Here is a 24,077-nt window from a genome sequence, read left to right on the forward strand (position 1 = left end):
GGACACGAATCCACACGGAACATACTGTGTCTCAGTTCTTCTCGTACAATTTGTCGATCTCCTCGGCGTACTTCGCGTCGATCGGCTTGCGCTTGAGCTTCATCGTCGGGGTCAGCTCGTCACCGGACGGTTCCCAGATGTTCGGCAGCAGCTTGTACTTCTTGATCTGTTCGACGCGGGCCAGCTTCGAGTTCGCGACCTGCACGGCCTTGTCGACCGCTTCGGCGACGAGCGGATTCTGCACGAGCTCCTCGTGTGTTCCCGTCAGACCGTGTTCGGCGGCGAACGCGGCGAGCGCATCCGGGTCGAGTGCGAGCAGCGCGACGTTGTAGGGACGGTCGTTGCCGATGGCGACGGCGCCGCCGAGCATCGGGCACGCGGCCCGCAGCGCACCTTCGATGTTGGTGGGCGACATGTTCTTACCGGCCGCGTTGACGATCAGTTCCTTCTTGCGGTCGATCAGCTTCACGTAGCCGTCGGCGTCGATCTCGGCGATGTCACCGGTGTGCAGCCAGCCGGCGGCATCGATGGTTTCGGCGGTCTTCTCCGGGTCGTTCCGGTAGCCCTTCATCAGCAGCGGCCCGCGGACGAGGAGCTCGCCGTCCTCCGCGATCTTGATCTCCACGCCGTCCACGGCCTGTCCGACGGTGCCGATGCGGATGGCGTCCGGCCGGTTGAGTGTCACCACGGCCGACGTCTCCGACATGCCCCACACCTCGGAGCACGGGATCCCCAGGGCCAGGACGAATTCCAGGACCTCGGGGGAGATCGCGGCGGCACCGGTGACGGCGGCGCGCACCTGGTCGAGGCCGAGCTTCTTGCGGATCGCGGAGAGCACGAGCTTGTCGGCGAGCGCGTGCTGGAGCTCGAGCACCTTGGGTACCGGCTTGCCGTCCGACCTCAGCCGCGCACGTTTGCGGCCGACGTCGATGGACCACAACGCGAGCTTCTTCTTCACCGGGCTCGGCTCGTCGGCGAGGGTCTTGTCGATCGCCGCCTTGAGCTTGTACCAGACCTGCGGCACCGCGCCGAACATCGTCGGGCGGACGGTCGGCAGGACCGCGATGGCCTGCTTGAGGTCGTCGAGCGTGGTGATCTGCATGCCCGTGTGGATGGACGTGTAGTGCGCTCCCCACCGGTTGGCGATGTGCGCGTCCGGCAGATACGACACGAGCCGGTCGTCGGGGCCGGGGTTGAGGATCGGGGCGGTCGCCTCGATCTCCGCGATGAGGTTGGCGTGGGTCAGCTCGACGCCCTTCGGCGGACCGGTGGTGCCGGAGGTGTAGATCAGGGTCAGCAGGTCCGACGGCTCCACCGCCTGCCACGACGCGTCGAAGTCGAACGACGGATCTGCGGCGGCCTCGAGTTCGTCGAGCGTGATGGTCCCCTCCGGGTGCCCGTCGACGCACACCAGCGTTTCGACGGCGGTGCCCGGAATGGCCTTCTGCAGCACCGGGACGAACTGCTCCTCGCAGATCATCACCTTGTTGCCGGCATTGCCGAGCACGTAGGTGATCTGTTCGGCGGTGAGGGAGTTGTAGATCGAGAACGCCGCGGCCCCCGCGTGCATGGCGGCGGTGTCGACGAGATGGAACTCGGGCCGGTTGGTCAGCATCAGGCCGACGGTGTCGCCCCGTTTCACGCCGAGCCCGGCGAGACCTGCGGTGAGTGTGCGGACCTTGTCGGCGTAGGCGCGCCAGGTGTAGGTGACGGAGTCGTCCGGGGTGCGCAGGGCAACCCGATCGGGATACTTCGCGGCGGTCGCCTGGAACGCCTGACAAAGAGTGGTCGGTGCGGTCGTACGAGTTGTCATCGCTGTCCCCCAGAAGATTGTGACAAAGAGCATAAAACGGACTGCGCACGCATGTAATCGGATTGTGAGACGCCACTGCGCCGGGCGGCGCGGGCGTGGCTTGCGGCGGCAGATTACCCAGAATGGGCATTGTGGCACAAGTCACACGAATGCGGCGGCGGTGCCGCGAAAAGGGGGAGGACACCCGGCAGCGCGAATGTCCGGAATCAGCGGACCGGCAGGCGAGACCTGCCGGTCGCCGCATCAGGGCCGGTCGAACTGTTCCTCGCGGCCCAGCTTGCGCAGCCGCATCCACTCGCGCAGACCCGCCGGGTCGCGTCGGGTGACCAGGAAATACCAGCCGAACCGCACCCATTCCTGCGGCAGCAGCCTGCGCATGCCCGGCTGCGACAGCAGGTAGCCGCGGTTGCGGTAGGTGAAGAAGCGCTTCGTCTCGTTGTCCGGATACTGCGTGTGCATGCGACCGCGGAGGATCGGCTTGAACTCGTCCGCCCCGTCCGGATGCAGGTAGGCGGTCTGCAGGCACGTGCCGAAGGGCAGGCCCGACCGCACCAGCCGGCGATGCACCTCGACCTCGTCGCCGCGCACGAACAGCCGCAGATCCGGCACGCCCACCGCGTCGATCGCCGCGGCGGTGAACAGGGCGCCGTTGAACAGCGACGCGATGCCGGGCAGCAGATCCTCGTCGCCGAGTTCGCTGCGCCGACGTCGCCACACGACGCCGCGACGCAGCGGGAACGCGAGCCGATCGGGGTCGGCGATGTCGCACACCACCGGAGACACCTCAGCCAGGCCGTGCCGATGCGCGCACGCCAGGAGGGTCTCGAGCACCTCGGGGCCGTCGGGGCGGCCGTCGTCGTCGGCGAGCCACACCCGGTCCGCGCCGAGCGCGAGCGCGTGCAGGATGCCGAGGGCGAACCCACCCGCACCGCCGAGATTGTGCTTGGACCCGATGTAGGTGGTCGGCAGAGGCGCGGATTCGACGAGCAGGCGCACCTCGTTCTCGTCGGCGTTGTCGACGACGATCAGATGGTCGAGCGGCCGGGTCTGCGACGCCAGCACCTTCAGCGAATCGCCGAGCAGTTCGCGACGCTTGTGGGTGACCACGACCCCGATGATCCGTTCCGGGCTGTCAGGCACCGGCGGCACCCGTCGCCGCTGTGCCGTTGGACACGACACCGTTCCGTTCCGCGCGTTCACGTTCGAGTTCTTCGATGATCGTGCGCACGTGGTCGCCGGCGTCGTTGCCCTCGTAGGCGCGCACGACCTCTTCGATGCCGCCCTGCTCGCGGATCCGGCCGTGGTCGATCCACATCGCCTGGTCGCACAGCTGAGCGAGGAATTCGTTGGAATGGCTCGCGAACACGAGGATGCCGGAGCGCGCGACGAGTTCCTGCAGCCGGACGCGGGCCTTCTTCATGAACTCGGCGTCGACCGCGCCGATGCCTTCGTCGAGCAGCAGGATCTCCGGGTCGATGCTGGTCACCACACCGAGGGCGACGCGCACCCGCATGCCGGTGGAGTAGGTGCGCAGCGGCATCGACAGATAGTCACCGAGCTCGGTGAACTCCGCGATGTCGTCGACCTTCTGCAGCATCTGCTTGCGGGTCATGCCCAGGAACATGCCGCGGATCAGGATGTTCTCGTACCCGGAGATCTCCGGGTCCATGCCGACACCCAGATCGAAGACCGGGGCCACGCGACCGCGGACGCGGGCGGCACCACGGGTCGGTTCGTAGATCCCGGACAGCAATCGCAGCAGCGTGGACTTGCCGGCGCCGTTGTGTCCGACGAGCCCGACGCGGTCGCCTTCCTTCAGCGACATCGTGATGTCGCGCAGTGCCTCGACCACGACGACGTCCGAGTCGTTGCGGCCGATCGCTCCGCCTGCCTTACCCAGGAACGCCTTCTTCAGCGAGCGGGTCTTGGCGTCGAAGATCGGGAAGTCGACGCACGCATTGCGCGTTTCGATGCTGACCCGGCTCACGATGCTGCTCCAGAGACTGACACGGGTTCCGAGGGTACCGGGCGCGCCCGAGAGCACGCCCGGCCCGGACCCCGAAGGGGACTACAGGTACTGCCCGGTGCCCGGGCTGCCGGGGTTGTGCTGCTGGCGTTCCTCGGGATTGTGGGGGTTTCCGCCCAGCCCGGGCGGCAGTGCGCCCTGGCGCATCTGCTCGAGCTGCGCCCGCGCCGCCATCTGCTGCGCGAACAAGGCGGTCTGGATGCCATGGAAGAGCCCCTCCAGCCAGCCGACGAGCTGAGCCTGCGCGATGCGCAGTTCCGCGTCGGACGGCACCGCGTCCTCACCGAACGGCAATGCCAGGCGTTCGAGCTCCTCCCGCAGTTCGGGAGCGAGGCCCTGCTCGAGTTCGCTGATGGACGACTTGTGGATCTCCTTCAGGCGGGTGCGGCTCGCATCGTCGAGGGGAGCCGCCCGGACCTCCTCGAGCAGTTGCTTGATCATGGTGCCGATCCGCATGACCTTGGCGGGCTGTTCGACCATGTCGGTGAGGGATTCGGCGTCGCTCTCCTCGGTCTTCGCGGCCGTGTCACCGTTGGTGCCGGGCTTGGGGACCGCGACCGGCCGACCGTCGGGACCGATCACAAGGACGGGCTCGTTCTCCGGATGCGTCATACCTCCATCTTGTCTCCTCGGCGGCCGCGGTGTCGCCCCACCCCTGATGAGGTGCGGAATGTCCGCTGTTCCCCGGCCGGTCGTCGCGTACTCCCCGTCACGTTCGTCCGGGCGCGGACGTCACTTCATTGACAGCGGGATTTAGAGTGTCACGCATGGCTTACGACGTTGCCCGGATCCGAGGGTTGATTCCCTCGCTCGGCGACGGGTGGACCCATTTCGATCCGCAGGCCGGCATGCAGATCCCCGACGCGGTCTCCCGCACGGTGTCTACGGCGTTCCGGAATTCCACCGCGTCCTCGTCGGGCAGGCACATGTCCTCCCGCCGCAGCGGGTCGATGCTGCAGGCGGCGCGGGAGGCGATCGCCGATCTCGTCGGCGGTGAGCCCGCCGGCGTGGTGCTCGGTTCCGACCGTGCCGTGCTCCTGGCGTGGCTCGCCGAGGCGCTGAGCTCACGGCTCGGCCTGGGCACCGGGATGGTGCTGTCGCGGCTGGACGACGAGGCGAACATCGCACCCTGGCTGCGGGTCGCCAGCCGGTACGGTGCGCAGGTCCGCTGGGCCGAGGTGGACATCGAAACCTGCGATCTGCCCAGCTGGCAGTTCGAGGAGCTCATCACGTCGACCACCCGGCTGGTCGCGCTGACCGCCGCGTCGTCGATCGTCGGATCGGCCCCGGACGTGCGGGTCGTCGCCGACCGCGTCCACGAGGTCGGGGGCCTGATGGTCGTCGATGCCGCGGGCGCAGCCCCGTACGCGCACATCGACATGGACGATCTGAGCGCGGACATCCTCACAGTCAACGCGTCGGCGTGGGGCGGACCGCAGATCGGTGCGCTGGTCTTCCGTGATCCCTCGCAGCTCGACCGGATTCCGTCGATGTCGCTCGACCCGAACGCTCGCGGCCCGGAGCGGCTCGAGGTCGGCGGCCACCAGTACGCGCTGCTCGCCGGGCTCGTCACGTCCGTCGACTTCCTCGCGTCCCTGGACGACGAAGCGACCGGCACCCGCCGCGAAAAGCTCATCACGTCGATCAGTTCGATGCAGGACTACCAGGACCGGCTGTTCGACCGGCTGACCCGGCAGCTCGACAACCTGCCCGGTGTGATGGTGATCGGTCGCGCCGAGAGCCGCGTGCCGACGCTGAGCTTCACGATCCCGGGTCTACCGGCCGAGAAGGTCGCGGCGCACCTCGCCGACCGGCGCATCGCGACCGTCACCACCGGACGCGGCGCCAGCCGGCTGCTCGATTCGCTGGGCGTCGGCGAAGAGGGCGGTGCCGTGAGCATCGGCCTCGCCCCGTACACCACGCGCTACGAGATCGACCAGCTCGTCCGCGAGTTGCGCGCGATGACGGAGTGAGACCGGGCCGCTTCACCGGTTGATCGTGAGCACCACCTTGCCGACGGTGTCGGATGCGTCGAGCATCTCGTGTGCCGCGGCGGCCTCGGTGATCGGCAGTTCGGCGTGCACGACGGCGTGCACCTTCCCCTCGGCGATCAGCGGCCACAGGTTCTCGCGGACCGAGGCGACGATCTCGGCCTTCCCGGACTTCCCGGTGTCGGGGCGTCCGCGCAGACCCGTCGCGAGGACGTGCCCGCGCTTGGCGAGAAGCTGACCGAGGTTCAGTTCACCCTTCGATCCGCCCTGCATGCCGATCACGACGAGCCGCCCGTCGGGCGCGAGCACGTCGATGTTGCGGGGCAGGTACTTCGCGCCCATGTTGTCGAGGACGACGTCGGCGCCACCGAAGGTCGCCCGCACCTCCTCGACGAAATCCTGGGTGCGGTAGTCGATCGCCAGATCGGCGCCCAGCTCGCGGCACCGGTCGAGCTTGCCCGCCGACGCGGTGGTCGCGACCTTCGCGCCGAGTGCCTTCGCGACCTGGATGGCGTGGGTGCCGATGCCCCCGCCGCCGCCGTGCACGAGGAACACCTCGCCGCGTTCGAGCCCGGCGGCCATGACCACGTTCGACCACACCGTGCACGCGACCTCGGGCAGCGACGCGGCGGCCGCGAGATCCATGCCGTCGGGCACCGGCAGCAGCTGCGACGCCGGGACCGCGACCTGCTCGGCGTAGCCGCCGCCGGACAGCAGTGCGCAGACCCGGTCGCCGATGTTCCAGTCCGTCACGCCCTCGCCGAGTTCGGCGATCACACCGGAGCACTCGAGGCCGAGGATGTTGCTGGCGCCGCGCGGCGGTGGATACAGGCCGCGACGCTGCAGCAGGTCGGCACGGTTGACGGCGGTCGCGGCGACGTCGATGAGGACTTCACCCGGACCGGCGACCGGATCGGGCTGCTCGTCCCATCGGAGGACCTCGGGCCCGCCGGGTTCGGTGACAACGATTGCGCGCATGCGTTCGAAACTATCGTGTCGTCGTTCCTGTTCGCCGGAGATGTCGGGTACTGCGTGCATGTGTTGCGCAAAACAGACCTACCGGTCGGGAAAGTTGGGGGTGCTGACTACAATTCCCGCGTGAGCGCCGAACACGACGAGCCGAACTGGTTGACCGCCGAGGAACAGCACGCCTGGCGAACCTATATGGACGGCAACTACCGGCTCATGGATGTTCTCAACCGTGACCTGCAGGAAGCCCACGGCCTCACCCTCGCCGAATACCGCATCCTGGTCCTGCTGTCGGAAGCCCCGGACGGACGGCTGCGCATGAGCGACCTCGCCGACGGCGTGCTCTCGTCCCGCAGCCGCCTCACTCACCAGATCCGCCGCATGGAGGACGAGGGCCTGGTGTTGCGCTGCGCCTGCGCGGAGGACGGTCGCGGGGTGCTGGCCGCCCTCACCGACGAGGGACGTGCCCGCCTCACCGAGGCCGCGCCCACCCATGTCGCGAGCGTGCGCCGCAATCTGATCGACCTGCTCAGCAAGTCTCAGATCAAGACCTTGGCCCAGATATTCACCAAGGTCGCGGCGGCCGTCGGCGACAGGTGATCACCCTATGGTTAGGATTTGCCACGGAAGCGTGGCAGAGCGGCCGAATGCACTCGCCTTGAAAGCGAGCTTGGGTAACACCAACGGGGGTTCAAATCCCTCCGCTTCCGCCACGAAGCCCCTCACCTGTCGCAGGTGAGGGGTTTCTTGTTGGTTCGGCCGGGGTCGCGTCACCCCTCGTTTTTCCGAGCGAGCGGCACGCTCAGTCGATTGAAGGAGACGGGTGTACCACTCGCTCGGACAACGAGGGGCGCTCGTCAGCCGGGCAGGTTCTCCGGAATCCAGTTCGGGTTCCGCTTCTCCATGAACGCCCGCATCCCTTCCCGGGGTTCGGGTGAGGTCTCGAGCGCGCCGAGCATCGTTTCGTAGTCGAAGAGTCCGTAGCGCTCGTTGAGCATGCGCTTGACCTGGGCACGTGCGATGGGGGAGGTCTGCAGGATTTCGCGAGCCGCCTGCAATGCAGCCTCCCGGAGGTTCTCGTGCGGCACGACGCGGGAGATGACGCCCAGACGCTGGGCCTCGGCGGCGTCGAACCGACGCGCCGAGAGCATCAGGTCCCGCGCGACCGCGACGCCGACGTGCGCGGGCAGCGCGGCCGCGAAGGTCGCGTCGGGGATGCCGCGGAGCAGTTCGGGCACGCGGAAGGTCGCGCGGTCGCTGGCCACGGCGATGTCGGACATCATCGCGACCAGCAGACCGCCCGCCTGGCAGATGCCGTTGACGGCGGAGACGACGGGCGCGCGGCTGTCGCGGATGGTGAGGAACGGCAGGATGTCGTGCCCGATGCCGTCGGGCAGGTTGTCGCCGGGTTCGGCGCGTCCGCCCAGGTCGCCGCCCGGTGCGAAGACGTCGTCGACGCCCGTGATGATGAGCGCGGCCAGGTCCGGATCGGAGTTGACGAGCCGGACCGCTCGTTTGAGCCCGTAATACATCGCCGGGGTGAAGGCATTGCGCGCTGCCGGCCGATTGATGATGCACCAGCCGATCGCGCCCTCGCGTTCGAAACGCAGGCCGCCGGCTCCCAAGTCGTCTCCCATGGGTGCAGCATATCCAGTTCTCGTGAAATGAGAACGGGATATCCGACACGGTGCTCCCGAGGCCTGTGTAACACCGCGATACGGGGGGTAAGTGCGATTCCGGACCACCCTCCGAACCGATCGAAACGGCTCGCCACACCCTTCGAGGTGCTTGACCCCGGTAAGCCGTGGAGGGTTGGGTGGGCGGACCGGGGGCCGTCGGGGGACCAGGGGAGATCGATGCACAAACGAGGTACGTACAAGGGGACGATCGCCGCTTTCGTCCTTTCGGTTCTGCTGCCGTTGCTCGGCGCGACGCCGGCATCGGCGGATCCGGTGCCGACCGCCCGGGTGGACCACGTGGAGCACCTCACCGACCGCCGATCCGCCCTGTTCGTGTACTCCCCGTCGATGAACCGCGTCGTGCAGGTTCAGGTGCTGCATCCGTCGGGGCAGGGACCGCGGCCGACGCTGTACCTGCTCGACGGCGTCAGCGCCGGATCCGAATCCGACTACCGCGAGAGCACCTGGACGCAGAAGACGGACATCGTCGACTTCTTCGCCGACAAGAACGTCAACGTCGTCCTGCCCGTCGGCGGTACCGCCAGCTACTACACGGACTGGCGCAACCCGGATCCGGTGCTCGGCACCAACCGGTGGGAAACCTTTCTGACCCAGGAACTTCCACCGATCGTCGACGCCGAGTTCTCCGGCAACGGCGTCGACGCGATCGGCGGACTGTCGATGGGCGCGACGGGCGCGATGTCCCTGATCACCCGCCATCCCGACCTGTACGAGGGCGTCGCGGCACTCAGTGGCTGCCTGGACATCTCGCGTGATTCCGCCCGGGACTCGGTGCGCGGCACCGTCGCTTACAAGGGCGGGAACCCCGACAACATGTGGGGCGCGCCCGGCGACCCGGAGTGGAAGGAACACGACCCGTACACGAACGCGGAAGCGTTGCGCGGCAAGGACATCTACATCAGCACCGGCAACGGGCTGCTCGGCCCCTACGACTTGGGCGCGGACAGCGACGTGCTGACCGTCGGTGCCCCGCTCGAAGCCGGCGCGTTCGCCTGCACCCTCACCTTCGACCGCCGGCTGCGGGAACTGCGCATTCCCGCGACCGTCGAGTATCGGCCGTGGGGCACCCACACGTGGCCGTACTGGCAGGACGACCTGCGGTCGGCGTGGCCGACGCTGGCCCGCGCGCTCGGGCTCAGCGAACGCTGATGCGATCGGTCGGCGGCGGCGAGACCGGACCGTGCGCCGACAGATACCCGTTCAGCGCGTCGAGGTCGGCGCCTGCGCCGGTCGTGCGGCGACCCTCGGTGAACGCGGTGAAGCCGTCGCCGCCCGCGGCCAGGAAGTCGTTGACAACGACGACGTACGTCGCGGCGGGGTCCAGCGGCTGTCCCGCGACCGTCACGTCCTGGATCCGCCGACCCTGCTCCGCCGCCCGGTCGATGGTGTAGCGCAGCGTGTGCGACGGCGACAGGATCCGCTCGAAGGGGTGTCCGAACACGTCGGTCTGGAACTGCTGCTCGAGGATGGCGACGAGCTGCGTGCCGGTGACCTCGAGCTGCAGCAGCCGGTTCCCGAACGGCTGCACCGCGTAGGTTTCGCCGAAGGTGACGACGCCGTCGTCGGCGTGGGTCAGATCCGCGCGCATGCCGTCCGGGTTGGTCAGCGCGATCTGCGCGCCCGCCGATTCGGCCGCGGCGAGCTGGGCGTCGGCGATGACGTTGCCGAGGGTCGATTCGCCGCCGACGGTCTTCTCCCGGGTGAGGTCGGCGGTGATGGTCCCGACGGACCGCCCGGCGACCGAGGTGGACTGGTCGACGGCCCTGTCGACGAATTCCTTCGTCCGCGGGTCGGGGGCGATGTCGTGCGTGACGACCTGGTTGAACGAGACGGTGCGGTCGCGGATCACGTCGCGACTCTCGCGGTCGATGGTCAGATCGGCGACCGAGAGGATGCGCCCGTGGGAGGCGCCCTGCACGACCGTGCGCGGCTTGCCGAGGGGATCGAGGAAGCTGCAGTTGAAGTGGCTCTCGCCGTCGGAGGTGACGATGACGTCGATCTTCGGTGAGACCCGGGTGGCGACGGCCGCGGCCGGACCGGATTCCGGATCGCACGTGTCGTGGCCGGAAGGCACCGGCAGATCACCCTTGTAGAGCAGCACGATCGACCGGACGCCCAGCGCGTCGAGGATGTCGGCGGTACGGTCGGCGGCCTCGACCTCGTCCCCGAACTGCAGGCCTTCGATGGACTCGGCGCTGATCACGTCCGGGGTGTTACGGGGGAGCACCCCGATGACACCGACCGGCACACCGTCGATGTAGTCGACGCTGAACGGCAGCGCCGCGGGCGAGCCGTCCGCCGTGGACAGGTTCGCGCCGAGGAACGGGAACTGCGCGCCCTCGAACGGGGAGACGTATCGGCATCCCTCGGCATGGCAGCCGCCGTCGCGCAGGCGCTGCAACTCCGCCACGCCGTGGTCGAACTCGTGGTTGCCCAGGGCCAGGGCGTTCACGTCCAGCGCGTTGAGCAGTTCGACGGTCGGCTCCTCGTGGAACATCGCCGATTCGAGCGGGGACGAACCCCACGCATCACCCACCGAATACAGCACCGAGTTCTCGGCCTGGCTGCGCAGTTGCCGGACGTACGCGGCGAGGTAGGCGGCACCCCCGGCCGGCACGGACTCACCGTCGGACCGGACGACCTTGCTGCGGGAACCCTGCGGGGGCAGGAGGTTGCCGTGCAGGTCACCGAACGCGATCAGGCGCAGCGGGACGACCTCGGGGGGCCGGGCGACCGCCGGGCCCAGGCCGGCCGCCGCCCACAGGACCGCGGTCGCCAAGGCCAAGGACACCCCCCGACGACGCGATACGCGACCACCCATCCACATCCTCCGCGTCCGCCGTCGTGCTTGGTGAGTGTGTCAACGTCGGATCACACCCCTGGCACCTGCAGGTAACGGTTGGGTCTCGTTCGGGTGGGAGTCGGAGCTATTCGAGACCTGCGTATGCGCGACCCGGGCCGGTCGCGAACGCGAGGAATGCGTCGTTCTCGTGCGGGTCGCCGATCGTCACGCGGGCACCATCGGTGCCGTAGTGCCGGATCAGGACGCCCGCCTCGGCGCTGGCCTCGGAGAACGCCGGCGAATGCTCGCCGAGGGGCAGCCACAGGAAGTTCGCGGCACTCGGCGGCACCGGGTAGCCGGCCGCGGTCAGTGCGTCGAACATCCGGGTGCGTTCGGCGACCACCTGCTCGGTCCGGTCGAGGAGTTCCCTCGCCGCAGCGAGCGACGCGATCGCCGCACTCTGGGCCAGCGAATTCACCGCGAACGGCGTGTGCACCTTGCCGAGCGCGGTGATGATCTCGGGATCGGCGACGGCATATCCGACGCGCAACCCGGCGAGCCCGTACGCCTTCGAGAACGTCCGCAGCACGACGACATTCGGGCGGCCCTCCACAAGGGTCAGCCCGTCGGGCAGGTCCTCACCGGGCGCGGGACGCACGTATTCGAAGTACGCCTCGTCCAACGCCACCAGGACGTGCGACGGCACCTCGTCCAGGAACTTGACGAGCTCGTCGCGGCTGAGCAGCGAACCCGTCGGATTGTTCGGATTGCAGATGAAGACCAGGCGGGTGCGGTCGGTGATCGCGGCCAGCATCGCCGGCAGGTCGTGCCCGTGCTCGGCGGTGTTCGGCACCGGCACCGCGGTCGCGCCCGCCACCGCCGCGACCACCGGGTACGCCTCGAACGAGCGCCACGAGTAGACGACCTCGTCACCGGCATTGCACGCGATCTGCACGAGTTCCTGGCACAGGCTCACCGACCCGCATCCGACGGCGATGCGCTCGGGACCGACGCCGAGCCGCGCGGACAGCGCGCCGATCAGCGCCGCCGACGAGTTGTCCGGATACCGGTTCAGGGTCGTCGTCGCCTCGGCGATGGCCTCCCGCACGCTCGGCAGAGGACCGGCGGTCGTCTCGTTGCTGGCCAGCTTGATCGCCCCCGGAAAACTCCGTCCGGGCACGTAGGCGGGGATAGCGGCAAGGTCGGGACGAGTACGTGGAGTCACCACGCGATTATGCGCTCGGCGATCCCGTGCACACACGCGGTGGTCGTGCGATCGTTGACGGTATGCAGGTCATCAGCACCGTTTCGGCTTCGCTGCCGGGGGACGCGGGGCAGGTCCCGCTGACGGTGATCCGGCCGGACGGTGCAGCGCGCGGCGCGATCGTGCTGCTGCACGAGTCGCGGGTGTTCTCACCGGCATTGCTGCAGTTCATGGACGCGCTGGCGGGGGAACGCTGGCTCGTCGTCGCACCGCACCTGTTCCATCGCGAGCCGACGCACTCCGCGGTGGAGGTGTTCGGCGACGCCCTGTTCGCCGACGTCGATGCCGCCTTCGAGTGGATCGCGGGCCGAGGTGTGTCGCCCGACATGATCGGGCTGATCGGATTCGACGATGCCGGTGCCGCCGCGCTCGTCGTGGCCACCCAACGCCGGGTGGGTGCGGTGGTGAGCGTCGCCGCGCGCGGCATCGCGACGCCGGTGCATCCGGACGCGCCGGCGCTGTTGTCGATCGTCGGGTCGCTGCAGGCGCCCTGGCTCGGGCTGTACGGGGAGGACGATCCGGGCACGCCGCCCGCCGACGTCGAGCGGTTGCAGGACGCCGCGGCCGGTGCGGATGCGCCGACGCTCGTGGTCGGCTATCCGGGGCTGGCGCATCGCCCGGACGAGCCTCCGGTCGAGCACGCGACGGTCGATCCGGAGACGGATCCGCGGGAGGCGGCGATCGTCGACGCGCGACGCAGGATCTTCGACTGGTTCGACGCACATATGCGCTGACCAGGCGTTTTGCATTTACTGGGGGAGCATGTGTAATGTTTCGGTCCGGCGGTTCGAGAGAATCGAAACCCCCCGAGGAGGCGTGCCAGAGCGGCCGAATGGGACTCACTGCTAATGAGTTGTCCCCCTTACAGGGGACCGGAGGTTCAAATCCTCTCGCCTCCGCCACGTTGGTGTATGGTTCACCGGCGGAACAACTGAATACGGATATGCGCCCGTAGCTCAACGGATAGAGCATCTGACTACGGATCAGAAGGTTAGGGGTTCGAATCCCTTCGGGCGCACAGCGAAAACCCCGCATCGATCGCGATGCGGGGTTTTCTCGTTCCGGCGGTGGACTACGGCAGTTTCGCCACGATCTCCTCGGCGAACCGTTCGATCGGTTCCCGGTAGCGTTCGGCCGGGTGCTTCAGGTCCGTATGGTCCCCGGCGTGGGTGCGGTCCCAGTTCGCCCACGGCGAGATCATCACCCCGGTGATGCCGAGTTCGGCGGCGCGTTCGTAGAGGTCCGGGGCGGGTTCGCCGCGCACGGTCGCGATGATCTCGAAGGGCTCGTTCTCCCGTCCGTATTCACGTCGGTATCCGTTGAGCCGGCCGATCACGCGTTCGGCTTCCTCGAGGGTGTAGGCGGTGCCCACCCACCCGTCGCACAGGCGGGCGGCGCGTTTGAGTGCCGCGTTGGATTCGCCCCCGCACAGCACCGGCACCGGCTGCGGCGGATGCGGTTCGATCATCATCTCGGGGATGTCGTAGAACTCGCCCTGCCACGACACCCATCCGCCCTGCCACAGGGCCCGGAGCGCGTCGACCATCTCGTCGAGGCGGCGACCGCGATTGTCGAAGTCCTGGCCGAGCAGTTCGAACTCGTCGCGCATCCAGCCGGCGGACAGCCCGATGGACACCCGGCCCTGGGCGATCGCCGCGGCGGTCGCGACCTGCTTGGCGACCTCGAGCAGCGGCCGCGACGGCGCGATGTAGACGTTGTTGCCGAAATGCAGGTCGGTGGTGACCGCTGCCATGGCTCCGATGAGCACCCAGGCGTCGGGCCATTCGGTTTCCGGCGGCCAGAAGAGTTTGCCGTCGGGTGTCGCCGGATAGGGCGTCTTCATGTGCTTCGGGTAGACGAGGTGATCGGAGACGAGAATCCCGTGGTAGCCGTTGGTGTCGAGCATCTGCGCCACCGCCGGCATCTCGGATGTGTTCATGAACGCGGTCCCGCACCAGAACTTCACGCCGTTCCTCCTTGTGGGTCGTGTGCGGCCGCACACCCGGCCGACCGCGCGAGATCGAGGTTTCCGTATTGCGAGAATGTTATTTCGGAAGCGCTGCGGGTGGAGTGCTTCGATTTGCGACCGCAACCGTGTGTGAGCGCGTCTTCTCCGGGCAATCCCATCCGGAGAGCGATCGAAAGGATCTGTTGACGTGGGGTACAAATCCTCGGTAGATTCCGCCTGAGCTTGTTAAGTTAATGGTGATTCTCACCGCTCGTCTTCGCTGACGAGCACCCCAGAACCGGGAGCATCGATGGATCTTTCGTGGTCAGAGGCCGATTCGGCCTTCCGGGACGAGGTACGGGCATTTCTCGAAGAGAAGCTGACGCCCGAGATACGCCGCGCCGGTAAGTCGGCGACGAGCGTGTATCCGGACCACGAGGCCAGCATGGAGTGGCAGCGCATCCTGCACGGGCGTGGATGGGCTGCTCCGGCTTGGCCCGTGGAGTACGGAGGCTGCGACTGGAGCCTCACCCAGCACTACATCTTCAGCAGGGAGTCGATCCTCGCCGGAGCACCGTCGCTCTCGCCGATGGGCATCCGGATGGTCGCGCACGCGATCATCGCGTTCGGCACCCAGGAGCAGAAGGACTACTTCCTGCCCGGCATCCTCACCGGCGAGGTCTTCTTCTGCCAGGGCTACTCGGAGCCCGAGGCCGGCTCCGACCTCGCGTCCCTGTCGATGGCCGCCGTCGAGGACGGCGACGACCTGATCGTCACCGGCAGCAAGATCTGGACGACGCACGCCACCGAGGCGAACTGGATGTTCGCGCTTGTGCGCACGTCGCGGACCGGCCGGAAGCAGCAGGGCATCACGTTCCTGCTTATCGACATGACCTCGCCCGGCATCGAGATCCGCCCGCTGGTGATGACCTCCGGCGAGGAGGTGCAGAACCAGGTGTTCTTCGACGGCGTCCGGGTGCCCAAGGCCAACGTCCTGGGCAAGATCGACGAGGGCTGGACGGTCGCGAAGTACCTGCTGATCTTCGAACGCGGCGGCGGCGCCGCGGCCCCGGCGCTTCAGGTGATGGCCGAGCGGCTCGCCGAGGTCGCCGCCGAGCAGCCCGGTCCCGACGGCGGCGCGCTGATCGACGACCCGGCGTTCGCGGCGAAACTCGCCGACGCGCGCATCCGCACCGAGGTCCTCGAGATCCTCGAATACCGGACGATGTCCACGATGTCGTCGGGCGGCGACCCGGGCCCGGCTGCGTCGATGCTCAAGGTGCTCTCCACCGAACTCAGTCAGACGCTCACGGAGTTGACGCTGGAAGCCGCCGGGCCGCGTGGCCGCGCGTACCAGCCGCACCGGACGAAGCCCGGCGGTCCGATCGCGGACTTCGTTCCTCCCGCCGACGACTACCTCAGCGGCGAAGAATGGCAGGCGGTTGCGCCGCTGCGCTACTTCAACGACCGCGCCGGCTCGATCTACGCGGGCAGCAACGAAATTCAGCGAAACATTCTGGCGAAAGCAGCATTGGGGCTCTGATGGACTTCAGTCTGACCAAAGAACAGGAACTGCTCCGCGACTCGATCGCCAGGTTCCTCGCATCGCGCTACGACCTCGCCGAGAGCCGTAAGGCGGCGACGATCGGTGCCGGCCATCAGCCGCACATCTGGAGGGGCTTCGCCGAGGAACTCGGCATCCTCGGTGCCACCGTGCCGGAGAAGTTCGGTGGTCTCGACGGCGGTCCCGTCGAGCTGATGATCGTCGCCGAGCAGCTCGGCTACGCCCTCGTCGTCGAGCCGTACGTCGACACGGTCGTCCTCGGCGCCGGGCTGCTCGCCCGGACCGGCGGTGCCCGCGCCGAGGCGGTGCTCGAGGACATCGTCGCGGGCGAGGCCGTCGTCGCGTTCGCCGCGACCGAGCCGACCTCCGGCAACGTGCTCCACGACGTGACCACCACCGCTCGCCGCGACGGCGACTCGTGGGTGCTCGACGGCGAGAAGATCGTCGTCGGCAGCGCCCCGTGGGCGCAGAAGCTGCTCGTGACCGCCCGGACCTCGGGGGAGCGCCGCGACACCGACGGGGTGTCGCTGTTCCTCGTCGACTTCGACGCCGAGAATCCGCCCGAGGGTGTCGAGGTCCACAGCTACCGGACCATCGACGACCGCCGCGCCGCCGACCTGGTGTTCACCGGCCTGCGGTTGCCCGCCGACGCGCTGCTCGGCGCCGACGGCGAGGCGTGGGATTCGGTCGAGCAGGCTCTCGACGAGGCGACCGCCGCGGTGTGCGCCGAAGGCGTGGGCCTCATGCGGAAGGTGCTGGCGGACACGGTCGAGTACGCGAAGCAGCGGCAGCAGTTCGGCCAGCCGATCGGGTCCTTCCAGGTGCTGCAGCACCGCATGGTCGACATGTACATCGAGCTCGAGCAGTCCATCTCGGCGGTCTACCTGGCGATTCTCAACCTCGAGTCGGAGCGCGCGGTGCGGGCGCGCGCGGTCTCGGCGGCCAAGGTCACCGTCAGCCGGGCGGCGCGGTTCATCGGCCAGAACGCGGTCCAGCTCCACGGCGGCATGGGCATGACGGAGGAGCTGGCGGTCGGGCACTACTTCAAGCGCCTGACGGCCTTGGAACACGAGTTCGGCACCGCCGATCAGCATCGCGCCCGGTACGCCGCGCTGAGCAAGCGATGAAGGTCACTCATCGGGACCGCCGCTAGGTTTCATACAACTTGTATGTAACGATGGCGCGGTGAGCTTCTTGTGGGTTTTCGCCGCACTGCTGGTGCTGGTCGCTCTGCTGGCCGCCCTGGCCCTGCTGATCCCTCGCGTGTTCGGATCGAAATCGAGCACCAAGGTCTCCACGTCGGCGGTCCGGAGTGATGCTCCGGCTTCCGCAGCGCCGGCGACCGCGGAGCCCGAGGCACCGGCCCGCCCCGCCGGCTGGTACAGCGATCCCGGACACCCGGCCTTCGTGCGCTGGTACGACGGAACGGCCTGGACCGACCGGTTCCAGCCCGCCGGCAACCACCGCAACACCGGCCAGGGGATGCAGCAGACCTACTGACCACCACGACCCGAGCACGTCCACCTCGACGCCGCCGTCCCTCAGGACGGCGGCGTCAGTGCGTTCTGCACCCGATCGGCCGCGACCAGTGGATCCTCGTGTTCCCAGATCCGCACGACCGTCCAGCCCGCCGCCGCGAGACGCGCGTCGGTGTCCCGGTCGCGGGCGACGTTCCCGGCGAGCTTCGCCGCCCACCACTCGGAGTTGTTCTTCGGGTCGGTCGCGTGCACGGGACAGCGGTGCCAGAAGCATCCGTCCACGTACACCGCGAGATGACGCCGGGGAAACACCAGGTCCGCGCGGCGCCGCAGGCCAGGCAGGGGAGCGCGGTCGACGAAGAACCGCAGCCCGCGGCGATGCAGTTCGCGACGCAACGCCACCTCGGGCGCGGTGTCGCGGCGACGCTGCCTGCTCATCCGGGCACTCGTCACCGGATCGGTCGCGGGACGTTCGGATGCGGACACGGCGTCAGCCCGTCAGGCCGCGGCCTCGGGGAATCCACCCATCCGATCGAGGTGGCTCTCCACGTCGTCGAGGAAACCCGGGACGAAGCGCAGGTTGCCCGACCGCGCCCGGCGCAGGAAACCGGCGGTCGCGCGTGCGGACAGCAACCGCGCGTCTTCCAGGAATCCGCCCAGATCCTCGTACGGTTCCTGCACCGGCCAGTGCGACTCGTGCACGCGGAACGCCCGGCGGTTCGCCCCCCACGCCGCACTCGGCCACGGATCCCCGGGACGCAGCGGCGACTGGTGATCGGGCGAGTAGTCGATCGGATTCGACAGCCGATGCCCCACCCACGAGGCCATCCGCACACTCACCGCATTGCCGACGAGACGCCACCGATGCCCGGTCCGCACGCCCGGCGCCTCGGTGGCCGGCGCCGTCCAGTCCGGATCGAAGCCCTGCAGCCGTTCGGCATCGACGAGGCCCGGCGTGACGATCTCCCCGGACGGCAACCGCACCGCCGGGGGACTCGCGATACCGACGGTCGAGCCTCCCTTGAGGGTCGGGACCGCGTTGACCGCCCAACCCAGACCCCGCACACCCTCGGTCCAGTAGAAGCCGCACGGATACGCCGCCGGATCACCCTCGTCGGGAGCGCCGGCGTCCTCACCGAACAGCACCGCGCGCGGATCCTCGGTGCGGGAGGCCACCATCAGGACCCGCTGGCGACGCTGCGGCAACCCGAAGGCCCGCGCATCGACCACCCGATACGCCCACGCGTATCCGAGGTCCTCGAGCGCGTCGGTGATGTGCCGCATCGCCGATCCCCGCGCGAGCTGCAGCATGAACGGCACGTTCTCGATGACCAGCCACCGCGGGCCCTGCTTGCGTTTGACCAGCCGGAACACCTCGTCGACGAGGCCGGATCGCGAACCGGTGATGCCGGCGGTCCGGCCCGCCTGCGACAGGTCCTGGCACGGGAAACCCGCCGCGACCAGCTCGGTGCGCTGGGGAAGCGACCGCAGTCGCGTGACGTCCGGATGCAACGGCACATCCGGAAAGCGGGTCCGCAGCACGGCCTGGGCGCCGGCGTCGATCTCACAGAGCAGCTCGGTGTTCCAGCCGTGATCTCGCAATCCCAGCTCGAGCCCGCCGATCCCGGCGAACAGCCCCACCATGTTCCCCGTCGACGTCACGGCACCCTTTCCTTGCTCAGTTCACGGAGAACGTTACTCGAGTTTCCGTGCGGTCCGTACGCCGACGGGGGACGTGCCCCTCAGAACGCCCCCGAACGCGCCGAATAGGCCCGCAGGGCCCGGTCCACCGAGTGGAGAATCCGCTGTTCGACGTCCCGCGGACCGGCCGGAACCGCCTCGATGTGATCCGCCCGACGCATCAGATAACGACCGTCCCCGGTGAAATCCGTCCACCCGAAGCTCTCCGCTCCGGACCCGCCGCGCGCGTCGACCGCACCGCCCGGCGTCACCGTGATTTCTCCGGCGGAGTCCCGCGGCCGATCGAAGAACTCGGCGGCGACCTCCCGGACGGAGCGGTACCGGCTGTCGCGCAGCAGCGTGCCCGTGTCCGGTTCGCGGTCGGAAAGGTGCAGGGCCGGTCGTCGGCCGCGTGCCGCGTCCGGCAGCAGCTCGACGACCCGGCGGGCGGCGGCACCCGACTGCACGAGCGCCACATCGAGGCCGAGACCGTCCGGGCCGCTGCTCTCGCTGAGGACGACGGCACGGCCGCCGCGCACAGCCGCGTGGATGCGAACCGCGGATTCGTCCGCCGTGTTCAACCGGTCCAGGCCCAGCGCTTCGATCCGCACCGACGGATCCGCGAGGGTTACGAACGCCGCGTACAGGTCCTCGTCCAGGACGCGACGCATCCGCGCGGCCGCGTCCGCCCGGGATGCAAGCGCCTCGTCGACGGTGCGGTCGGTGCTGCGGAACTGGAACGGGAACGGCGGACGGTCGCGACCGAACAGCTGCCAGACCGCCGCGAACTCGAGTTGTGTCAGTCGCCACGCTGTATCCGTGCGCCGAGCGCCGGCGCTCATGCGCCGAGCACCGGGGGAGTCGTGGCGGGAATGTCGCCGATCAGTTCGTTGCCGTGTTCCTCGGTGACGAGGTAGCCGGGCACGGAGCGTTTCTCCTCGTCGCCCTTGCCGGCGTGGGGCGGCATCATGCCCATCGGCATCGCAGTCGCGCGACCGACTCCGCGGGCCGCACCGGGAGCGGCTCCCGAGGCAGGGGTCGCGGCAGCCGGACCGGATACGAATCCGGGTGGGACCGCGCCCGGCGAGCCCGATCCCGACAGCCCGGAACCCGGTGATCCCACACCCGGTGATCCCGTGCCGGAGCCACCGCCGACGGTGCCGGCGGAGCCGGGCGAGGGGCTGCCGGGCCAGCCGGTGGTGGACGCAGGCACGGCGCTGCGGGGATCGGCGGACGCTGCCGTCGTGCGCGCGGGGTCTTGTGCTTCGGGGCCGGAACGCTGCGAGCCCGGTGCTCCGAAAGCGTTCCGCGTGTCGGTACCGGTGGATCCGGGACCGGCTGCCGCGGAGCTGCTCGGCTCACCGCTCCCGCTGTCGCCGCTGCCCTGCGCATAGGTCGAGACCGACGAACCGCCCGAGCCGCTGCCGCTCCCTCGACCCACTCCCGACGAACCGGGTCCGCCGCCGGCTCCGGGATATCCCACCGAACCGGCGCTGCCGTCTGCGGTCGGATCGAACGCGGGCGGCAGCACGGGGACGCGCGAATCCGCGGTCGTGACCGTCGGCGCGTAGTCCTCCTGCATGATGCGGACGGCAGTCGCCCGGGCTTCTTCCTCCGCGTGGAAGAGATCGTTCACTCGGAAAGAGAGAGTTCCGGTCGGCAGCGTCGTCAATCCGCCCGCGATACCGGCGCGAAGCGCGTGCGACCACGTCGACTGCGGGGGATCCGGGAGTCGCTGCTTGACCTGCTCGATGCCCGCGCTCGCGTAGCCGAGGCTGTTCGTCACCAACGCGAGCGCATTGGTGAGCTGCGTCAGACTCGCCGAGTAGTCGGCGACACCGCGGCCCGCGGCGCTCGCGGTGGTCCCCGTCCAGTGCTCCGTGAACACCGACGCGATCGCGGTGCGGAACACCTTGAGGTTGTCGTCGAGGAGGACCTGCGCGCGACCCCACCCCTCGACGCTCTCCCGCATCCGCGACGGTTTCATCGCCTCGACGAACTCCACGATCTCGGCATGAGACATGCCATCGAAGAACTCCATCACCGACACCGCCGGCGGCTCGAAATCACCGGTGAAGTCGGACGCGGCGACGCCGAATGACGACTCGAGCTCCGCGCGCGCGGCGCTGCCCCGCTCACGCGCCGCCCGATCCTGTGCCCAGGCGACCGCATGGATTCCGCCTATCGCGTCGAGGGCTTCGAGCGCGATGCGGGTGGTGCCGCTGGTCGAATCGATCGTCGCGGCGACCTCGGGGAGCGCCTGCTTGCCCCGGGCGAGGGTCTGCATCGAGAGTCCGGCCAGGAGGTCGGTGAACGAAGGAAGTCCCATCGGTCATCTCCCGCCGGGGATGATCGTGAACGCGCGGGCGTTCTCGTCCTCGGTCTCGACGTATGCCTTACCTGCGGCTTCGAACAGGTACTTCATGCGAGTCACGGTGTCGATGTGCTGCTGGAGGACTTCGGTGAACCCGCCGGGGCCGATGGCTTTGTCGTCGAACTTCTGGCCGAGGGCTCGGGCGGAGGGGAGGTGCCCAAACGCTTCCTTGCATTGGAGGAACTCGGCTTGGCGCTGCAGATGATCAAGGACCTCGAGGAACTGTGCGCATGCTTGTGCGCAGCTTGCGGCGGCGTCGGGTTCGAGGAAGAGCTGGCCAGCCTCGGCGTCCTGGGCGAGTTGGATGAACAACGTCTGTGAATTGCTCACGGAAGGTCCAGTTCAGTCGGGGATATAGGGGTCGAGGGTGATAGCTGTTCGGAGAGTGACGACACACGGATCTTCGGGAAGCCCTCCTTCGCGTCCACGCTCCGTTCCCTTGGCGCTTGCTCGAATCACGACGGATCCGCGGGAACTGGGATAGATGAGGTCGCACAGAGCTTCCTCGCTCGGGTAGATGCTGCGGAAGGTGTACGCGTCGCGGGTACCAACGGTGACCGGCCGGAATTCGGTGTTCTTCGGGCGCGAGCGAAACTCCTCGACGGTGACGTCAGTGGCAGCGACGGTGACGAAGTACCAGTCCGCTTCCCATGCGCACACTTCCCAGCCTTCGGATTGGACACCGAAGAAGTCGGGTTCAGCGGTTGCCGGGTCTACCCCGATGGCGTGGAGCGCCTCGTCCGGAAGGGTGCAAGGGTCGAACAGGGTGGTGGGACCGGTCTTGGTGGCTCGCCCCTTGATCGCGTTGTCGATCGAACACCCTGCGGTCGTCGCAACAAAGGCGCCGAGCAGGACAGCGGTGAGAGCTGTGCGCATCCGTCGTCCTTCCTCGATGGTGATGCCTATCGGGTTGGACGCAGCGACGCGGGCGTCGGTTCCCCTATCTGTCGGGGTGGGCTGCTGCGGCGATACGGGCGCGCGTCTCCGCGTCGGTTTCGACGTATGCCTTGCCGGCGGCCTCGAAGAGCGCCTTCATACGTGTGACGGTGTCGATGTGCTGCTGAAGGACTTCGGTGAACCCGCCAGGGCCGATGGCTTTGTCGTCGAACTTCTGGCCGAGGGCTTGGGCGGAGGGAAGTGTTCCGAACGCGTCCTTGCACAGGAGGTCGCGGCTGCTCCGCTTCAAGTCCTCGAGAACGACAAGGAACTGATCGCATGCAGCTGAGCACGACGCGGCTGCGTCCGGCTCAAGGAAGAGTCCGCCGGACTCCGCGGTATGGACCAGCTGCTCGAACTGGGTGGCGGGGGTGGTCACCTGTCCTCCTGGGAGTTACGCCGGGATGTACGTATCGAGCGCCCGAGCAGTGCGGACGCTTACATCGCAGGGATCTTCCAGCTGTTCCTTGGTGCCCCTCGTGCTTACGCGGATGATCACGGTTCCGGCGTCACTCGGATATGCGAGGTCGCACAGGTCGGCTTCGCTCTCGTAGATGCTGCGGAAGGTAACGGCGTCGCGTGTGCCGACCTCCACGGGGCGGAAGTCCGTGTTCTTGGGCCGCTTGCGCAGTTCTTCGACGCTGGTGTCCGTGGTGAAGATGGACAGGAAGTACCAGTCCGATCTCCAGCTGCAGAGTTCCCAGCCCTCCGATTGGACTCCGAAGAAGTCAGCAGCAGCGGTCGCCGGGTCGACATTCACGCTTCGGAGCGCATCGTCGGGAAGGGTGCAAGGGTCGAACAGCTCGGAAGGCACCTCCTTGGTCGCTCTACCTGTCACCGAGTTCGAGACGGAGCAGCCGGCCAGCGGCAGCAATGACGACAGCACGACCAACGCGATTGCCCGCCGCATCCCTGTCCCTTCCTTGGAAGTGCCCTCATCAGGGTTCGACGCACGTGATCCGGTGCTGGTTCCACCGACATGTTTCGCATGAAAATTGGCGTTGACCTGGCGATTTGGTGTTCTGTGTAGCCTTCGCGTAACTTATTCCAGGTCAGAGCGACACGGACACCGACCCGGACCGGAAGGTACGGGAAACGAGGTTGGACGAAGGCGCCTGCGAATTTCACTGGTTCGGAACCTTCTGGTAGGGTTTCGCACCGCCCCTGATTCGGGAAGCGCACGGATTTGCGTCTGTGGGTGGATGGGATTAGGCTGGAACAGTTGCCCCGGAACGGACGGACTGCGGTTCGCGAGTGATGGTGTGTGCGTGTTCTTTGAGAACTCAACAGTGTGCCGATGAATGTCAGTGCCAAATTTTTTTGGTGCGACCACTTCACAATTATGTGGGTGGTTGTTGCTGGACATCACATTCTTCCGTCTGTGGTGGTCCAGTGTTTGCTAGTTTGAGTTTTTACGCTAGTGATTTGGCTCGATGTCTATGACTGATTACCCCCTCGGGGGAATCGTGAGTCTTTAACGGAGAGTTTGATCCTGGCTCAGGACGAACGCTGGCGGCGTGCTTAACACATGCAAGTCGAACGATGAAGCCCA

24 protein-coding genes, 3 tRNA genes and 1 rRNA gene are annotated in these 24,077 nt (G+C 68.0%); 12 read left to right on the plus strand and 16 right to left on the minus strand.

Features of this window, described 5'->3' with window-relative positions:
* Window positions 1-31: 31 nt before the first annotated feature.
* From ACWDTS_RS27040 to ACWDTS_RS27055, 4 genes are all read right to left on the minus strand, one after another.
* A complete protein-coding gene (locus tag ACWDTS_RS27040) occupies window positions 32-1,813 on the minus strand; it encodes an AMP-dependent synthetase/ligase (protein ID WP_450119388.1) in 1,782 nt (593 codons plus the stop codon).
* 243 nt (window positions 1,814-2,056) lie between these two features.
* Complete coding sequence (gene glfT1, locus ACWDTS_RS27045) at window positions 2,057-2,953, minus strand: galactofuranosyltransferase GlfT1 (RefSeq protein WP_450119389.1); 897 nt, start codon at window positions 2,951-2,953, stop codon at window positions 2,057-2,059.
* Window positions 2,946-3,803 (minus strand): galactan export ABC transporter ATP-binding subunit Wzt/RfbE, encoded by an 858-nt coding sequence (gene wzt, locus ACWDTS_RS27050; RefSeq protein WP_197251813.1) that lies wholly within the window; start codon window positions 3,801-3,803, stop codon window positions 2,946-2,948. The genes glfT1 and wzt overlap by 8 nt, the downstream gene beginning before the upstream one ends.
* 78 nt (window positions 3,804-3,881) lie before the next feature.
* Window positions 3,882-4,451: a bacterial proteasome activator family protein gene (locus ACWDTS_RS27055; RefSeq protein WP_197251803.1), complete on the minus strand. Its 570-nt coding sequence runs from the start codon at window positions 4,449-4,451 to the stop codon at window positions 3,882-3,884.
* Window positions 4,452-4,606: 155 nt separating this feature from the next.
* Here ACWDTS_RS27055 and ACWDTS_RS27060 point away from each other — a divergent pair, with 155 nt between their 5' ends.
* The gene (locus tag ACWDTS_RS27060; RefSeq protein WP_450111349.1) at window positions 4,607-5,812 is read left to right on the plus strand and encodes a cysteine desulfurase-like protein; all 1,206 of its coding nucleotides are present in this window, start codon (window positions 4,607-4,609) and stop codon (window positions 5,810-5,812) included.
* A 12-nt stretch (window positions 5,813-5,824) separates the two neighbouring features.
* Here the strand turns inward: ACWDTS_RS27060 and ACWDTS_RS27065 are convergent, their stop codons facing one another.
* Window positions 5,825-6,808, minus strand: a complete 984-nt coding sequence (locus ACWDTS_RS27065) for an NAD(P)H-quinone oxidoreductase (protein ID WP_450111350.1) — start codon at window positions 6,806-6,808, stop codon at window positions 5,825-5,827.
* A gap of 186 nt (window positions 6,809-6,994) precedes the next feature.
* On the opposite strand from ACWDTS_RS27065, the gene ACWDTS_RS27070 reads away from it, so the two are divergent.
* On the plus strand, window positions 6,995-7,399 hold the full coding sequence (locus tag ACWDTS_RS27070; protein WP_420752094.1) for a MarR family winged helix-turn-helix transcriptional regulator: 405 nt from the start codon (window positions 6,995-6,997) through the stop codon (window positions 7,397-7,399).
* Window positions 7,400-7,424: 25 nt separating this feature from the next.
* Window positions 7,425-7,512: transfer RNA gene (locus tag ACWDTS_RS27075), tRNA-Ser, on the plus strand.
* A gap of 144 nt (window positions 7,513-7,656) precedes the next feature.
* Here ACWDTS_RS27075 and ACWDTS_RS27080 read toward each other — a convergent pair.
* Entirely contained in the window at window positions 7,657-8,436 is a 780-nt protein-coding gene (locus tag ACWDTS_RS27080) for an enoyl-CoA hydratase/isomerase family protein (RefSeq protein WP_450119390.1), read from the minus strand.
* 219 nt (window positions 8,437-8,655) lie between these two features.
* Between ACWDTS_RS27080 and ACWDTS_RS27085 the strand changes: the two genes are divergently transcribed.
* Window positions 8,656-9,648 (plus strand): alpha/beta hydrolase, encoded by a 993-nt coding sequence (locus ACWDTS_RS27085; RefSeq protein ID WP_450119391.1) that lies wholly within the window; start codon window positions 8,656-8,658, stop codon window positions 9,646-9,648.
* Here the strand turns inward: ACWDTS_RS27085 and ACWDTS_RS27090 are convergent.
* Both ACWDTS_RS27090 and hisC read right to left on the minus strand, forming a co-directional pair.
* Window positions 9,635-11,320 (minus strand): bifunctional metallophosphatase/5'-nucleotidase, encoded by a 1,686-nt coding sequence (locus tag ACWDTS_RS27090; RefSeq protein ID WP_450119392.1) that lies wholly within the window; start codon window positions 11,318-11,320, stop codon window positions 9,635-9,637. The two genes, ACWDTS_RS27085 and ACWDTS_RS27090, sit on opposite strands and share 14 nt — an antisense overlap.
* Window positions 11,321-11,426: 106 nt before the next feature.
* A complete protein-coding gene (gene hisC, locus ACWDTS_RS27095) occupies window positions 11,427-12,506 on the minus strand; it encodes a histidinol-phosphate transaminase (protein ID WP_197251808.1) in 1,080 nt (359 codons plus the stop codon).
* 62 nt (window positions 12,507-12,568) lie between these two features.
* On the opposite strand from hisC, the gene ACWDTS_RS27100 reads away from it, so the two are divergent.
* The 3 genes from ACWDTS_RS27100 (at window position 12,569) to ACWDTS_RS27110 (ending at window position 13,563) form a co-directional block, all read left to right on the plus strand.
* The gene (locus ACWDTS_RS27100; protein WP_450119393.1) at window positions 12,569-13,279 is read left to right on the plus strand and encodes a dienelactone hydrolase family protein; all 711 of its coding nucleotides are present in this window, start codon (window positions 12,569-12,571) and stop codon (window positions 13,277-13,279) included.
* Window positions 13,280-13,355: 76 nt separating this feature from the next.
* Window positions 13,356-13,447: transfer RNA gene (locus ACWDTS_RS27105), tRNA-Ser, on the plus strand.
* Window positions 13,448-13,490: 43 nt separating this feature from the next.
* Window positions 13,491-13,563 (plus strand) — tRNA-Arg (locus ACWDTS_RS27110).
* 54 nt (window positions 13,564-13,617) lie between these two features.
* Here ACWDTS_RS27110 and ACWDTS_RS27115 read toward each other — a convergent pair.
* The gene (locus tag ACWDTS_RS27115; RefSeq protein ID WP_450119394.1) at window positions 13,618-14,511 is read right to left on the minus strand and encodes a TIGR03619 family F420-dependent LLM class oxidoreductase; all 894 of its coding nucleotides are present in this window, start codon (window positions 14,509-14,511) and stop codon (window positions 13,618-13,620) included.
* A 292-nt stretch (window positions 14,512-14,803) separates the two neighbouring features.
* Between ACWDTS_RS27115 and ACWDTS_RS27120 the strand changes: the two genes are divergently transcribed.
* The 3 genes from ACWDTS_RS27120 to ACWDTS_RS27130 are packed head-to-tail and all read left to right on the plus strand — an operon-like array spanning window position 14,804 to window position 17,557.
* Window positions 14,804-16,036, plus strand: coding sequence for an acyl-CoA dehydrogenase family protein (locus ACWDTS_RS27120; RefSeq protein ID WP_450119395.1), 1,233 nt, complete (start codon window positions 14,804-14,806; stop codon window positions 16,034-16,036).
* Window positions 16,036-17,184, plus strand: coding sequence for an acyl-CoA dehydrogenase family protein (locus tag ACWDTS_RS27125; RefSeq protein ID WP_450119396.1), 1,149 nt, complete (start codon window positions 16,036-16,038; stop codon window positions 17,182-17,184). The genes ACWDTS_RS27120 and ACWDTS_RS27125 overlap by 1 nt, the downstream gene beginning before the upstream one ends.
* A gap of 58 nt (window positions 17,185-17,242) precedes the next feature.
* The gene (locus tag ACWDTS_RS27130) at window positions 17,243-17,557 is read left to right on the plus strand and encodes a DUF2510 domain-containing protein (protein ID WP_450111357.1); all 315 of its coding nucleotides are present in this window, start codon (window positions 17,243-17,245) and stop codon (window positions 17,555-17,557) included.
* A 41-nt stretch (window positions 17,558-17,598) separates the two neighbouring features.
* Here the strand turns inward: ACWDTS_RS27130 and ACWDTS_RS27135 are convergent, their stop codons facing one another.
* The 4 genes from ACWDTS_RS27135 to ACWDTS_RS27150 form a co-directional block, all read right to left on the minus strand.
* Entirely contained in the window at window positions 17,599-17,973 is a 375-nt protein-coding gene (locus tag ACWDTS_RS27135) for a very short patch repair endonuclease (protein ID WP_450111363.1), read from the minus strand.
* Between the two features lie 60 nt (window positions 17,974-18,033).
* Window positions 18,034-19,179: a DNA cytosine methyltransferase gene (locus ACWDTS_RS27140; RefSeq protein WP_248676521.1), complete on the minus strand. Its 1,146-nt coding sequence runs from the start codon at window positions 19,177-19,179 to the stop codon at window positions 18,034-18,036.
* A 98-nt stretch (window positions 19,180-19,277) separates the two neighbouring features.
* Window positions 19,278-20,057, minus strand: coding sequence for an ESX secretion-associated protein EspG (locus tag ACWDTS_RS27145; RefSeq protein ID WP_450119397.1), 780 nt, complete (start codon window positions 20,055-20,057; stop codon window positions 19,278-19,280).
* Complete coding sequence (locus ACWDTS_RS27150) at window positions 20,054-21,544, minus strand: hypothetical protein (RefSeq protein WP_450119398.1); 1,491 nt, start codon at window positions 21,542-21,544, stop codon at window positions 20,054-20,056. Before ACWDTS_RS27150 ends, ACWDTS_RS27145 begins: the two co-directional genes overlap by 4 nt.
* 114 nt (window positions 21,545-21,658) lie before the next feature.
* Here ACWDTS_RS27150 and ACWDTS_RS27155 point away from each other — a divergent pair, with 114 nt between their 5' ends.
* Window positions 21,659-21,910: a hypothetical protein gene (locus tag ACWDTS_RS27155; protein WP_450119399.1), complete on the plus strand. Its 252-nt coding sequence runs from the start codon at window positions 21,659-21,661 to the stop codon at window positions 21,908-21,910.
* Window positions 21,911-21,931: 21 nt separating this feature from the next.
* Here the strand turns inward: ACWDTS_RS27155 and ACWDTS_RS27160 are convergent, their stop codons facing one another.
* From ACWDTS_RS27160 to ACWDTS_RS27170, 3 genes are all read right to left on the minus strand, one after another.
* Window positions 21,932-22,465 carry a DUF3558 family protein gene (locus tag ACWDTS_RS27160; protein ID WP_450119400.1) on the minus strand — a complete coding sequence of 178 codons (534 nt, stop codon included), beginning with the start codon at window positions 22,463-22,465 and terminating at the stop codon, window positions 21,932-21,934.
* 64 nt (window positions 22,466-22,529) lie between these two features.
* Complete coding sequence (locus ACWDTS_RS27165; protein ID WP_450119401.1) at window positions 22,530-22,904, minus strand: hypothetical protein; 375 nt, start codon at window positions 22,902-22,904, stop codon at window positions 22,530-22,532.
* 15 nt (window positions 22,905-22,919) lie between these two features.
* The gene (locus ACWDTS_RS27170) at window positions 22,920-23,435 is read right to left on the minus strand and encodes a DUF3558 domain-containing protein (protein WP_450119402.1); all 516 of its coding nucleotides are present in this window, start codon (window positions 23,433-23,435) and stop codon (window positions 22,920-22,922) included.
* A gap of 564 nt (window positions 23,436-23,999) precedes the next feature.
* On the opposite strand from ACWDTS_RS27170, the gene ACWDTS_RS27175 reads away from it, so the two are divergent.
* Window positions 24,000-24,077, plus strand: a 16S ribosomal RNA gene (locus tag ACWDTS_RS27175); the annotation flags it as partial.

Source organism: Rhodococcus sp. NPDC003383 (assembly GCF_053589115.1).

Excerpts from the sequence above, each read along its gene's own strand:
- ACWDTS_RS27040 (WP_450119388.1), bottom strand. The coding sequence starts at position 1,813 with ATGACAACTCGTACGACCGCACCGACCACTCTTTGTCAGGCGTTCCAG.
- ACWDTS_RS27055 (WP_197251803.1), bottom strand. The coding sequence starts at position 4,451 with ATGACGCATCCGGAGAACGAGCCCGTCCTTGTGATCGGTCCCGACGGT.
- ACWDTS_RS27060 (WP_450111349.1), top strand. The coding sequence starts at position 4,607 with ATGGCTTACGACGTTGCCCGGATCCGAGGGTTGATTCCCTCGCTCGGC.
- ACWDTS_RS27065 (WP_450111350.1), bottom strand. The coding sequence starts at position 6,808 with ATGCGCGCAATCGTTGTCACCGAACCCGGCGGGCCCGAGGTCCTCCGA.
- ACWDTS_RS27070 (WP_420752094.1), top strand. The coding sequence starts at position 6,995 with ATGGACGGCAACTACCGGCTCATGGATGTTCTCAACCGTGACCTGCAG.
- ACWDTS_RS27080 (WP_450119390.1), bottom strand. The coding sequence starts at position 8,436 with ATGGGAGACGACTTGGGAGCCGGCGGCCTGCGTTTCGAACGCGAGGGC.
- ACWDTS_RS27085 (WP_450119391.1), top strand. The coding sequence starts at position 8,656 with ATGCACAAACGAGGTACGTACAAGGGGACGATCGCCGCTTTCGTCCTT.
- ACWDTS_RS27090 (WP_450119392.1), bottom strand. The coding sequence starts at position 11,320 with ATGGGTGGTCGCGTATCGCGTCGTCGGGGGGTGTCCTTGGCCTTGGCG.
- ACWDTS_RS27100 (WP_450119393.1), top strand. The coding sequence starts at position 12,569 with ATGCAGGTCATCAGCACCGTTTCGGCTTCGCTGCCGGGGGACGCGGGG.
- ACWDTS_RS27120 (WP_450119395.1), top strand. The coding sequence starts at position 14,804 with ATGGATCTTTCGTGGTCAGAGGCCGATTCGGCCTTCCGGGACGAGGTA.
- ACWDTS_RS27125 (WP_450119396.1), top strand. The coding sequence starts at position 16,036 with ATGGACTTCAGTCTGACCAAAGAACAGGAACTGCTCCGCGACTCGATC.
- ACWDTS_RS27135 (WP_450111363.1), bottom strand. The coding sequence starts at position 17,973 with ATGAGCAGGCAGCGTCGCCGCGACACCGCGCCCGAGGTGGCGTTGCGT.
- ACWDTS_RS27140 (WP_248676521.1), bottom strand. The coding sequence starts at position 19,179 with ATGGTGGGGCTGTTCGCCGGGATCGGCGGGCTCGAGCTGGGATTGCGA.
- ACWDTS_RS27145 (WP_450119397.1), bottom strand. The coding sequence starts at position 20,057 with ATGAGCGCCGGCGCTCGGCGCACGGATACAGCGTGGCGACTGACACAA.
- ACWDTS_RS27150 (WP_450119398.1), bottom strand. The coding sequence starts at position 21,544 with ATGGGACTTCCTTCGTTCACCGACCTCCTGGCCGGACTCTCGATGCAG.
- ACWDTS_RS27160 (WP_450119400.1), bottom strand. The coding sequence starts at position 22,465 with ATGCGCACAGCTCTCACCGCTGTCCTGCTCGGCGCCTTTGTTGCGACG.
- ACWDTS_RS27170 (WP_450119402.1), bottom strand. The coding sequence starts at position 23,435 with ATGCGGCGGGCAATCGCGTTGGTCGTGCTGTCGTCATTGCTGCCGCTG.